At 65.4% G+C, this 11,808-nt stretch carries 7 protein-coding genes; 1 reads left to right on the forward strand and 6 read right to left on the reverse strand.

From position 1 onward, the window contains the following. Positions 1-11: 11 nt before the first annotated feature. Complete coding sequence (locus FZZ93_RS09685) at positions 12-728, reverse strand: response regulator (protein WP_149322125.1); 717 nt, start codon at positions 726-728, stop codon at positions 12-14. Next, positions 725-2,359, reverse strand: coding sequence for a DcuS/MalK family sensor histidine kinase (gene dcuS / locus FZZ93_RS09690; protein ID WP_149322126.1), 1,635 nt, complete (start codon positions 2,357-2,359; stop codon positions 725-727). Before dcuS ends, FZZ93_RS09685 begins: the two co-directional genes overlap by 4 nt. A 250-nt stretch (positions 2,360-2,609) precedes the next feature. Between dcuS and FZZ93_RS09695 the strand changes: the two genes are divergently transcribed. After that, positions 2,610-3,920 carry a 2-hydroxycarboxylate transporter family protein gene (locus FZZ93_RS09695; RefSeq protein ID WP_149322127.1) on the forward strand — a complete coding sequence of 437 codons (1,311 nt, stop codon included), beginning with the start codon at positions 2,610-2,612 and terminating at the stop codon, positions 3,918-3,920. A gap of 146 nt (positions 3,921-4,066) precedes the next feature. On the opposite strand, the gene FZZ93_RS09700 is transcribed toward FZZ93_RS09695, so the two are convergent. From FZZ93_RS09700 to smc, 4 genes are all read right to left on the reverse strand, one after another. Further along, a complete protein-coding gene (locus tag FZZ93_RS09700; protein WP_149322128.1) occupies positions 4,067-4,336 on the reverse strand; it encodes a YheU family protein in 270 nt (89 codons plus the stop codon). After that, positions 4,329-6,377, reverse strand: coding sequence for an NAD-dependent DNA ligase LigA (gene ligA / locus FZZ93_RS09705; RefSeq protein WP_149322129.1), 2,049 nt, complete (start codon positions 6,375-6,377; stop codon positions 4,329-4,331). Before ligA ends, FZZ93_RS09700 begins: the two co-directional genes overlap by 8 nt. Positions 6,378-6,507: 130 nt before the next feature. After that, positions 6,508-8,085, reverse strand: coding sequence for a cell division protein ZipA (gene zipA / locus FZZ93_RS09710; protein WP_149322130.1), 1,578 nt, complete (start codon positions 8,083-8,085; stop codon positions 6,508-6,510). A gap of 226 nt (positions 8,086-8,311) precedes the next feature. After that, on the reverse strand, positions 8,312-11,806 hold the full coding sequence (gene smc, locus FZZ93_RS09715; protein ID WP_149322131.1) for a chromosome segregation protein SMC: 3,495 nt from the start codon (positions 11,804-11,806) through the stop codon (positions 8,312-8,314). Positions 11,807-11,808: the final 2 nt, after the last annotated feature.

Consider the following 11,808-nt stretch of genomic DNA (forward strand, 5'->3'; position numbering starts at 1 on the left):
CGCGGCCGATTCTAGGCGTCAGTCAGGCTCCCCAGCATACGCCGATCCAGACATCGATAAGTAAAGGAGGGCCGCCCCACCTGACCGTAGTGGAAAGATTCGTCGAGCAGCTCGATGTCGGTCAGGTACTTGAGGTACTTGCGCACCGAGACCCGCGACATACCAGTGGCCGGCAGCAAAGCCTCAGTGGTAAAGGCGTCGTCGTCGAGCGCCAGGATCGCACTCGCCACTCTCGCCAGGGTCGGCACGGTCAGCCCCTTGGGCAGATCGCCCGCCCGGCGCGGCGCGGGAGGCTGAGCCGGCTGGAACAGGCGATCGATATCCTGCTGCGCCACCTCGCCCGGCAGCTCGGCCAGGGCATCGCGCGCCTGCCGGCAGGCCAGCAAGGCATCGCGGAAGCGCTCGAAGGTGAACGGTTTGACCAGGTAGTCGCTGACACCCAGACGTCGTGCGGTGCGCACCGTTGCGGTCTCGGCGGCGGCGGTGATCAGCACCACCTCGACATCGCGTCCGTTGCGTTGTAGATACCGGACGACCTCGAGGCCGCTGCGGTTGCGCAGATAGACATCGAGCAGCACCAGGTCGACCGCCTCGCGCTCGAGCACATCGAGTGCTGCCGCCACGCCGTCGCATTGGGCGACCAGCCGCATGTCGTCCAGTCGATTGAGGTACTCGACATTGAGGCGCATGACCATGGGGTCATCCTCGACGATCAACACGCGCATCATGCGTCTCCTTCACCGCGTTGCGAAACCACCGGATAAGGCAGCTCGACTTCGAACAAGGTGCCCCGGCCCGCCTCGCTGTAGACCACCAGGCTGCCACCACATGCCTCGACCCGTTCACGCACCGCACCCAGCCCCAGACCGCGTCGCGCGCCCTTGGTCGAGACGCCCGGCTCGAACAGTCGCTCGCGGACCCGGGGCGCGATGCCGCCACCGGTGTCCTGAACGTGCACGCCGAGCAGGTCTTCGTCCCAGCTCAGCGTCAACGTCACGCACCGTTCGTCTCGGCCCTCGACGGCATCGAAAGCATTCTCCAGCAGATTGCCCAGCACCGTGACCAACGTATGCGCCGATGCCGATTCGGCCGGCGTGGGCAGGCTCGACTCGAGCAACACCTCGAGGTGCAGGTCGCGCTCTCGGGCCTCACTGCGCTTGCCGAGCAGAAAGCCTGCCAGCACCGGATCCTCGATGCCCGAGACCAGGGCCGTTCCAGGCGTGACGTGATGGTCGACCAGTTCTCCCAGATAGCCGCGCAGGCTGTCGAGATCTCCCATCTGCGCCAGCCCCAGCATGACGTGGCGCTGATTCTTGAACTCATGGGTGGTAGCACGCAGGGCCTCCGCATAGCGGCTGACGCCGGTCAACTGCTCGGCCAGGGCATTGACCTCGCTCTTGTCGCGAAAGGTGGCGATGGCGCCGATCACTTGCCCACGATGATGGATCGGCAGGCGGTTGGCGAGTACCACCTGGCCGTTGAGGTCGAGTTCCCGGTCGAGCTTCTCGCCATCGCCGGCGAGCACTTCGGGCAAGCCGCTGTGCGGCAGATAGTCGGCCACCGCCTCGCCCAGGGGCGGCGGCCTCAGACCGGCACCGACCAGCAGTTGCCGGGCGGTCGGGTTGGCCAGAGTGATGCGCGCTTCGCGATCTACCGCCAGGATCCCCTCATGCACCGAGGCCAGCATGGCCTGGCGCTCCTCCACCAAGCGTGTGATCTGATAGGGCTCGAGCCCCAGCAGCACGCGCTTGATGTAACGTGCTAGCCAGCGTGCGCCCAAGGCACCGACGACCATCAGCAGAAGCACACCGACCATCACGTCACGACGGTTATCGGCGAGCAGCGCCCCCAGGGACTCGAGCGTCACTCCCACCGCCACCGCGCCGATCACTCTGCCCTGATCATCGCGCACCGGCGCGAAGCCACGGATGCTGGTGCCCAGGGTACCCTCCGCCCGCGAGTGATAGACCTCGCCGGCCAGCGCCCGGCCTTCGTCGCCACCGCGGAAGTGGTGACCGATGCGTGACGGCTCCGGGTGAGTCAGACGCGTCGAACGGTCGTCCATGACCACCATGAAATCGACACCCAGACGTTGCCGCAGCCCGTCGATACGCAACTGGAGAGCAGCGTCCCCCGTAGCGTCGGCCGGCTGCCGGCGTCGTTCGAGCAGCGCCGCACGCACTCCAGGTTCGTCGGCCAGGGTCTGGGCCAGGTCGGTGACACGCCTCGCCTGCGACTGCTCGAGCGCTTCATCCAACTGGGCGGTGAACAGCCACAACGCCAGGCCCAGCGAGAGGATCACCATCACCGCCACCAACAGGAAGATCAGGCTGTTCAAACGCAGGTGGGGGCGTGGCATGGAATCGGCTCCGGACAGCAGGACATGACAGGGCGACATTCGACCTTGGTGGCATTCCAGGCACCCTGCCGCTATGCCGTCAAGCGCGCCATGACTTTCAATATTTTCAAAACGCTTTAACAACTTCCCCAATCTTGGCGCGGTGCGTGAGAGGCCTATCCTCGTCGCCAGCCATCAGCCGTCGACGGCCAAGACAGACCGTCCGCTCACCGTCATCTCGCACGAGATGACCCGCCCCAAGGAGAATCCCATGAGTCAGTCCCTGACGGAGCAGGCCGCGCCGCACACCGCGACGTCGCATGCCTGGCTCGCTCAGCGCATCTTCGGCATGCCGTTGCCCATCTTCACCCTGGCCCTGGCGGTCATGGTCGCGGCCATCGCCACAGACAGCCTACCCACCGGCATGATCGGCGCCCTGCTGGTGATGATGCTGCTCGGCGAATGTCTCGGCTTCATCGGCGACCGTCTGCCGATCCTCAAGACCTATCTGGGCGGCGGCGCCATCCTGGCAATCTTCGGTGCCGCCAGCCTGGTCTACCTCGGCTGGCTGCCCGCCCCGGTGGTCGACAACGTCACCGACTTCATGAAGGCCGGTGGCTTTCTCAACTTCTATATTGCCGCGCTGATCACCGGCAGTATCCTGGGCATGGATTCCAGAGTGCTGGTCAAGGTCGGCGCGCGCTACGCACTGCCGCTGCTCTGCGCGGTACTGGGCGCCGCCTTGTTTGCCATGGCGGTCGGCGCGCTGCTGGGTTTTTCCGCCCAGGATGCCGTGGTGGTCATCACCCTGCCGATCCTCGGCGGCGGCATGGGGGCCGGCGCGGTGCCGATGAGTCAGATCTACGAACAACTGCTGGGTCAGCCGGCCAGCTACTACATCTCGATCCTGGTGCCGGCACTGGCGCTGGGCAACGTCTTCGCCATCATCGTCGCCGGACTGCTCAACGGCCTTGGCAAGCGCTTCCCCGGCTTGACCGGTGATGGCCAGATGATGCCTGGCGTCGAGGTCGAGGAACACCAGAGCACACCCGAGCTGGGCAAGTTGGGCGTCGGCGTGGTGGCGGCCCTGACGCTGTTCACCGCCGGCCAGCTGCTGGGCCTGGTCATCCCGCTGCATCCTTATGCACTGATGATCGTGCTGGTCGCCGTGCTCAAGATCCTCGACGTGGTACCGGACTCGATCAACGACTCGGCCGCCCAATGGTTCCAGTTCGTCGCCCGCAACTGGACCTTCGCCCTGCTGTTCGGTATCGGCATCGCCTATACCGACCTCGGCCAGGTGATCGACGCCATCTCGCTGACCTATGTGCTGATCGTCTTCGCGGTGGTCGCCGGGGCGGCCTTCGGCGCTGGCCTGGTCGGCAAGCTGGTCGGCTTCTACCCGATCGAATCGGCGATCACTGCCGGGCTGTGCATGGCCAACATGGGCGGTACCGGCGACGTCGCGGTGCTCTCCGCGGCACGTCGCATGTCGCTGATGCCCTTCGCGCAGATCTCGTCGCGGCTCGGCGGCGCCTTGATCCTGCTGATCTCGAGTATCGCCGTACCGCTGCTGGTTTGAGGAAGCGCTGCTCAAGAGTCCCCTTCATACCCAATCGGCAAGTCTTCGCGAGGGCGCTGTGAACCCTTCCCTGGGCGCTACATCCGCCATTCATGGCGGATGACCCTCGCTTCACCTTATCCCCGGCACCCAGCTCGTAGCGCAGCCTACCCTTCTTCCTCGTCGTCGGCGAGGTCGCGGCCGAAGGCGCGCCACTGCGCCAGCGTCATGACCTCGGTGGTCTCGGTCTCAAGGTCGTGGGCGATCAACAGCTCGCCGTTCTCCAACTGTCTCTTGAGCTGCGCCGTCCAGCCGGTCATGCCCTGCTCGGTGTCGCTGGTATCGTATCCCTGACGGGTCACGAAGGCCTCCAGCAGAGCATCCAGGGTCTCCGCCGGCAGCATCCGGTACGGTACTTCGATGAAACGCTCACCCATCCTGTGCGTCTCCTTTCTCCCAGGCTTCCAGGCGTTCGAGGAAGGTCGCCTCGTCGATGACTTCCACGCCGAGTTGTTCGGCCTTAGTCAGTTTGCTGCCGGCGGCCTCCCCGGCCACCAGGCAGGCGGTTTTCTTCGACACGCTGCCGGCCACCTTGGCGCCCAGCGCCTGGAGACGGGCCTTGCCCTCGTCCCGGGTCATGCTTTCCATGGTGCCGGTCAACACCCAGCTCTGCCCTTCGAGCGGGGTCGGGCCGATCTCGACCTCGGCTTCTTCCCAGTGCACGCCGGCCCGGCGCAGTGCCGCGATGGTGTCGCGGTTGTGCGGCTGGCGGAAGAAGGTATGCACATGGGCGGCCACGATGGGACCGACATCGTCCACCTGCTCCAGGGCATCGCGCTCGGCATCCATCAGTGCTTCCAGGGTGCCGAAGTGACGCGCCAGATTGGCGGCGGTGGCTTCGCCCACTTCGCGGATCCCCAGCGCGAAGATGAAACGTGGCAGCGTCGTCGCCTTGGCCTTCTCCAGGGCCGCCACCAGGTTCTGCGAGGATTTCTCGCCCATGCGCGGCAGCGTGGCGAGACGCTCCGCCTCGAGGGCGAACAGGTCGGCCGGTGTCTGTACCCAGTCGAGTTCGACGAGCTGGTCGATCAGCTTTTCGCCCAGCCCCTCGACGTCCAGGGCACGCCGGCTGGCGAAGTGCTTGAGGGCTTCCTTGCGCTGCGCGGCGCAGTACAGGCCGCCGGAACAGCGCGCCACGGCCTCGTCCTCGAGCCGCTCGATCTGAGAGTCGCAGACCGGACAACGCTCGGGGAAGACGATCTCCCGGGCATCACCGGGCCGGTCCTCCTCCTGTACGCGCACCACCTGGGGAATCACATCGCCGGCGCGCCGAATCGCCACCGTATCACCGATCATGACGCCCAACCGGGCGATCTCGTCGGCATTGTGCAGGGTGGCGTTGGAAACCGTGACCCCGGCTACCGAGACCGGCTCGAGCCGCGCCACCGGCGTGATGGCGCCGGTGCGACCGACCTGGAATTCCACGTCGTTGAGGCGCGTCACCTGCTCCTGGGCGGGAAACTTGAAGGCGATGGCCCAACGCGGCGCCCGGGCCACGAAGCCCAGTTCGCGCTGCAGGCGCAGATCATCGACCTTGATCACCGCGCCGTCGATATCGTAGCCGAGGGAATCGCGCTTCTCGCCGAGCGTCCGGCAGTACTCGATCACACCTTCGGGCCCATGCACGACCCGGAGCTCGGTGCTGGTGCGAAACCCGAATTCGCCCAGTCGAGCCATCAGGGCACTATGGCTGGCGTCTCCGGCATCCGGCTCGATGCGCGCCGCCTGATAAGCGCTGAACTCCAGCGGACGCTGGTCGGTGATACGCGGATCGAGCTGACGCAGGCTGCCGGCGGCGGCATTGCGCGGGTTGGCAAACACCTTGCCGCCCTCTTCCCGGGCCTTGTCGTTCATGGCCTCGAAATCGGCATGGCGCATGGTCACCTCGCCGCGCACTTCCAGCACGTCCGGCCAGTGCCGGCCACGCAGCTTCAGCGGGATCGACTTCAGCGTCCTGAGATTCGAGGTGATGCCTTCGCCGGTACGGCCATCGCCGCGGGTCACACCGGCGACAAGCTCGCCTCGCTCATAGACCAGGGACACCGCCGCGCCATCCAGCTTGGGCTCGCAGCATAAGGCAAGCGATTCACCATCGACCTCGAGGCGGTCGGCAACGCGCTTGACGAAGGCGGCCAGCTCCTCCTCGTCGAAGGCATTGTCCAGTGACAACATCGGCACGGCGTGCTCGATCTCCGGAAACCCCTCGGCGGGAGCGGCACCGACCCGCTGGGTGGGCGAGTCGGACCTGACGAGTTCGGGATGCTCGGCCTCGATTTCCTGCAACCGACGCAGCTTGCGGTCATAGTCGGCATCGGTCATGCGGGGTTCGTCGAGCACATAGTAACGATGATTGGCATCATCGAGTTCGGCACGCAGGCGCGCCGCCTCGTCCTGAATCGTGGGGTCGGGCTGGGTCATGTCATCCGTGTCTCGATTTATGGCGAAGGCCTCGAAGCTCGAAGGCCTGCATGATCGCCTAGCTTACCAAAGCAGCAACCCCCGTGGGATGACCTCACGGGGGTTGCTCTTCCAACTTCCGGTTCAGGCGTTAATTCACCTGATAGCGATGCAGCCGGTTGCGACGCTCGAACTCCTGCACACGCTGGCGAGCGAATTCCACGGTCTGCGCGGTCATCACGCTCATGTGCTCGTCCTTCAGCTCACCGCCCAGGTGGCGGACGATGACCATGGCCGTCTCGACCATCGCCTCGAAGGCCGCAGAGGTGTCGCTCGCGCTCGGCAGCGGCATCAGCAGGGTGACGCCCGGCGTGTGGAAGTCATCCATGGAATGGATGGGGAAGGTGCCGGGCTTGACCACATTGACCATCGAGAATTGCAGCGGGCTTTCCGCGTCCTCGGTTTCGAAGCGGTGGAAGATGCCCATGTCGCGACCGTAACGCAATCCGCAGGCCAGCATCAGGTCCAGCAGGGCCGCCCCCGAGAAGCCCTGTTCATCACGCGACATCACACTGATGACGATGACTTCCTCGGCATGGCTCAAGGCTTCGCGGGCATGACCAGCGCTCACGTCGTGACGCATGGCCTTTTCCAGCACCGGATGCGCCTTGACCACATCGTCCTCGAGCGGCATTTCCGCCACCTCGGCCGCGGCAGGTGCTGGCTCGTCATAGCGCGAAGCTGGCTCGTCATAGCGCGAAGAAGAAGCGCCATCGAACAAGGGATCATCGTCACGTTCAGCGGTCTCGGCCTCGAAGCGACGACGCTCCGCCTCACGCGCGGCCCGGGCCTCAGCAGCCTCCCGGTCACGATGAGCCTGCTCCTCGCGTTCGGCCTGTTCGCGCTGCTTGCGCTCCGCACGCTCCTGCTCCTTGCGCACACGCTCCTGCCGCTTGTGGTCGCGCCGCTCGGCGAGCGTCTTCTGCAGAGAGGAACCGAAACGCTGCATGGAGGACCCCACTCGCTTGGAACCGCTCTTCAACGAATCGCTCATGCCCTCGAGATCGACCAGGCGATACCGCTCGTCATCATCGTGATATGTCTCGTGATCGTCGGGGTCGGCTGCCAGAGGCTCATGCGCGGGATCATTGGAACGACGCTCGTCCTCCGGCGCATGATCGGCCCTCGAACCGGCACCGATGTCGAGCTCGGGCTCACGCCGCTCGCCTTTCACTTCTTCACGCGTTTCTTCACGCGCTTCGGCCATGGCCGAAACGTCGTGCTCACCGCCGGTATCGCTACCCGACCACGCACTGGAGCCCGATGCGGCGCTCATGGTCGCTGCGCTCGATGCCGAAGCAGCCGCCACGCCGCCGATCTCCGGTGCCTCGTCGTCATCCCGGCGCTGACGCCGAAATTCGGAAAGCACCCGGGAAGGCCCCGGATGATCCTGTCGCTGCAATTTCGGCTTGGGCTTCACGTCCGACTGCTCAGCCGGCCTGACGACACGCGCCCCTCCGTTGGGCAGTTCCCAACTGAGCTCGGCTTCGCGAGCCGCTGCCTCAGGATCTTCATCATCGGGATCCGCCGTCGCGCCGGCCGCCGGCTCGTAACCGGCCCGGTCGAGACGCGGCACCTGACGTTGGCGCTGGAGGCGACGTACCCCATCAATCACGATGAGGGTCACCAATGCCAGCCCAAGAATGATCAGCCACTCTCTAAGTTCCATGGGTCGTCATGCCTTTTGCTAAGGCGCCATGCCTGAAGGTTGTTCGACAACAGCATAGCGCGATTGCCCAAAAAAAGGCCACTTTTTTTGTTTGTCAAGCTCGGACTTTTTTTACCGAGTGTCGACAAGGCCCTTCGCAATCGCCCTTCGTCAATCCCTTTGCGTACTTGCACTGCAATATTGTTACCTTCCTTGTAAACCCTTTCACCATTATCGTTCAAGTCCATCAGGCCTCGGCAAGAGCCGCCGCCTCCTCGACGCCAACCGAGACCAGACGCGATACCCCTGGCTCTTGCATGGTCACGCCCATCAACCGTTCCGACGCTTCCATGGCGATCTTGTTATGGGTGATATAAATGAACTGGACCGACTCCGACATTTCCTTAACCAGCTTGGCGTAGCGCCCCACATTGGCATCATCCAATGGCGCATCCACTTCATCCAGCATGCAGAAGGGTGCTGGATTGAGCTGAAAGATGGCAAAAACCATGGCCAATGCAGTCAGTGCCTTTTCGCCTCCTGACAGGAGATGAATGGTGCTGTTCTTCTTGCCCGGTGGCCTGGCCATGATGGCGACCCCGGTCTCCAGCAAATCGTCGCCGGTCAGGGTCAACCATGCGACCCCGCCGCCGAAGATCTTGGGAAAAAGCGTCTGCAGACCCGTATTGACTCGCTCGAAAGTATCGCGAAAACGCGTCCGGGTTTCCTGGTCGATGCGCCGAATTGCCCGATCCAGCGTCTCCAGAGCCTCGCTGAGCTCGACATGCTGGGCCTCGAGATAGTCGCGTCGCTCGGCCTGCTGGTCGTATTCCTCGATAGCGGCGAGATTGATCGCGCCGAGCCGGCGGATGCGCTCGCCGACTTCTTCAAGGCGAGTTTGCCAGGCGGATTCGGTCGCGTTCGGATCCAGCGACCCGGCCAGCGCATCGACATCGTGTCCAAGCTCACGTAACTGCTCGTCCTGGGACTCGGCCTTGAGCGCCAGGGCCTGAACCTGCATGCGCGATTCCTGGAGACGCTCGCGAATGCCTTCGAGCTGACGCTCATGCCCCTGGCGTGCCTGTTCATCCTCGCGCAGCCGCTCGACCAGGGCAGCAGCACGGGAGCGGGCCTCGTTGAGTTCCCGTTCCTCGCGCTCACGACGGTGCAGCAGCTCGTCGAGCCGCTCGCGGCGTTCCTCGTCGGGTTCATGCAGTCCTTCGCGTTCTTCCTCCAGTTCGCTGCAACGTTGTTCGAGACGCTGGCGTGCCTCACCGGAGCGCCCCTGCTGTTCCGCCAGTCCCGCACGCTCGGTGGTCAAGCGCTGATGCTCCAGCGCCAGGCGCTGGGACTGTTCGGCGAGCGGACGCTGCTGGCTGCGCAGCGACGTCAGCCGTTCGCGGGCCTCGCGGCGCTCCCGTTCCAGCCGCTCGCGCTTCTCGGCGCCTTCCTCCAGCCGGGCCATGGCAGCCTGCCAGTGCTCCCGGGTTTCCTCGATGGCCTGGCGCGTTTCCTCGGCGGACGCTTCCAGCCCCTCGACTTCCTCGGCAAGCTCGGCGGCCCGTCCCTGGAGATGCTCGAGCCGACTGGCCAGCCCGCTGTCCTGAACGGCCAGTTGCTGACGCTGTTGCTCCAGATCGCGCTGCTCGACACGCACTACCTCCAGGCCGGCTTCGGCCCGCTCGACCTCCTCGCCGGCCTCGGCGAGCTGAGCCTCCAGCGTCTCGAGTCGCGCTTCCACCGTCGCCAGTTCCTCGCGCACCTCGGCTTCACGGCGGCGACTGACCAGCAGGGCATCCGGCCCCGCTTCCTGACCGCGATGCCGGGCCCAGCCGTCGCCGACCCAGAGGCCATCGGCAGTAATCAGACTTTCGCCGGGCGCCAACGCCGCCTGGCCGGCCCAGGCGTCTTCCCGAGTGGCCACGCAGCGGATCGTCGCCAGCCACTGGGCCGACGCGCCGGCGCCCTTCACCTCGGCGGCGAGACTGCCGGCCGGTGCCTGGCGCTCTTCCCCGGACAACAGGCCCAACTCGGCGGCCAGATCCGGGGCGAGGACACGGGCCCCGTCATCCGGCGATGCCACACGAGCCTTGAGCCAAGGGGCCAGCACCCAGGAGACCGATTCTTCCCAGCCCGGCGTGACATCGAGCCGTTCGCCGAGCCGAGCGGCGCCTTCCAGGCCATGCTCGGCCAGATGCGTGTCCAGGTGCTCGTCGTGATCGGCGAGCGCTGCCTGGATGAGCGCCTCGAGCGACGCCAGTTCGCCCTGCAGGGTGCTGCGTCGCTGCCGATCAAGCTCACGCGCTTCTTCGGCGTCACGGACCCGCTCGCGGGCGGCATCGCGACTTTCCTGCCAGGCGTCACGCTTCTCCTCGCTGGATGCCAGTTGCTCCTCGAGCTCGGCCAGACGCTCAGCGACCTCGCCTCGCTGGGCTTCGAGTGCCGCAATGTCGGGAAGTTCCTCGCGTTGCTGGCGACGCTTGCGAACATCGCCCTCGATACCTTCGAGGCGCGATTCCTGCTCACGCAGGCGATCCTGAGAACGTTCGGCCTCGCGGCTGTCTTCCTGCCAACGCTCGCCAAACGCTTCCCAGGCCGCATCGGCTTCCTCGGCGAGCGGTTCGGCCTCCTCCAGGGCGGCCTCCAGTTCGGCGAGCCGCTCGGCGACCTCTTCCTGCTCAGGGCCCAGTGTCTCGAGGCGCTCATCGAGCCGGGTCAGACGTTCGCCGTCGTCCTCGCCCACCCGTTTCAGGTCATCCAGTTCACGGCGAGCACTTTCCAGATCCCGGGCCAGTTGCTGGTCCCGGGCACGGGTATGTTCGAGATCCTGCTCCAGGCGGGCGATCGCGGTGGTGGTCTCGTGGAAGCGCGCCTGATAGCCCTCCAGCTCGGAGGCCAGGCGATCATGCTCGGCCCGCGCTTCCTCCAGCCGCGTCTCGCATTGGCGAAGGCCCAGCACCTCGCGCTCCACGGCGGTCTCGAGCTCGCCGACCCGAGTCTCTTCCTCATCCTGGCTGGCCTTCAGGGCACGACCGCGCAGCAGCGCCAGCTCACCCTTGAGCCGGTATTCCTCCTGCTTGAGGGTCTGGTAGCGCCGCGCCGCATCGGCCTGGCGCTTGAGCTTGTCCAGCTGCTTGTCCAGCTCTTCGCGGATGTCCTCCAGGCGCTCGAGGTTTTCCTGGGTCCGGCGCATGCGGTTCTCGGTCTCGCGGCGCCGCTCCTTGTACTTGGAGATGCCGGCCGCTTCCTCGAGGGTCGCACGCAGTTCCTCGGGCCGCGACTCGATCAGCCGCGAGATCATGCCCTGGCCGATGATCGCGTAGGAACGCGGTCCCAGACCGGTGCCGAGGAACAGGTCGGCAATGTCGCGACGCCGACACTTCTGGCCATTGAAGAAGTAGCTGGACTGCCCTTCGCGGGTGACCTGGCGCTTCACCGAGATCTCGGCATACTGGGCGTAGGGGCCACCCATGGATCCGTCGCGGTTGTCGAACATCAGCTCGATGGAAGCCTGCCCCACCGGCTTGCGACCGGTGGAGCCGTTGAAGATGACATCGGCCATCGACTCGCCGCGCAGGGTCTTGGCCGAGGATTCACCCATGACCCAGCGCACGGCGTCGATGATGTTCGACTTGCCGCAACCGTTGGGCCCGACGATGGCCGTCATGTTGCCGTCGAAGGGCACACTGATGGGGTCGACGAAGGACTTGAAGCCGGCCAGGCGAATGGAGGTCAGGCGCATGA

Origin of the sequence: Halomonas eurihalina, from assembly GCF_008274785.1 — a bacterium.
GTDB lineage: Bacteria > Pseudomonadota > Gammaproteobacteria > Pseudomonadales > Halomonadaceae > Halomonas > Halomonas eurihalina.

Excerpts from the sequence above, each read along its gene's own strand:
- FZZ93_RS09685 (WP_149322125.1), bottom strand. The coding sequence starts at position 728 with ATGATGCGCGTGTTGATCGTCGAGGATGACCCCATGGTCATGCGCCTC.
- dcuS (WP_149322126.1), bottom strand. The coding sequence starts at position 2,359 with ATGCCACGCCCCCACCTGCGTTTGAACAGCCTGATCTTCCTGTTGGTG.
- FZZ93_RS09695 (WP_149322127.1), top strand. The coding sequence starts at position 2,610 with ATGAGTCAGTCCCTGACGGAGCAGGCCGCGCCGCACACCGCGACGTCG.
- FZZ93_RS09700 (WP_149322128.1), bottom strand. The coding sequence starts at position 4,336 with ATGGGTGAGCGTTTCATCGAAGTACCGTACCGGATGCTGCCGGCGGAG.
- ligA (WP_149322129.1), bottom strand. The coding sequence starts at position 6,377 with ATGACCCAGCCCGACCCCACGATTCAGGACGAGGCGGCGCGCCTGCGT.
- zipA (WP_149322130.1), bottom strand. The coding sequence starts at position 8,085 with ATGGAACTTAGAGAGTGGCTGATCATTCTTGGGCTGGCATTGGTGACC.
- smc (WP_149322131.1), bottom strand. The coding sequence starts at position 11,806 with ATGCGCCTGACCTCCATTCGCCTGGCCGGCTTCAAGTCCTTCGTCGAC.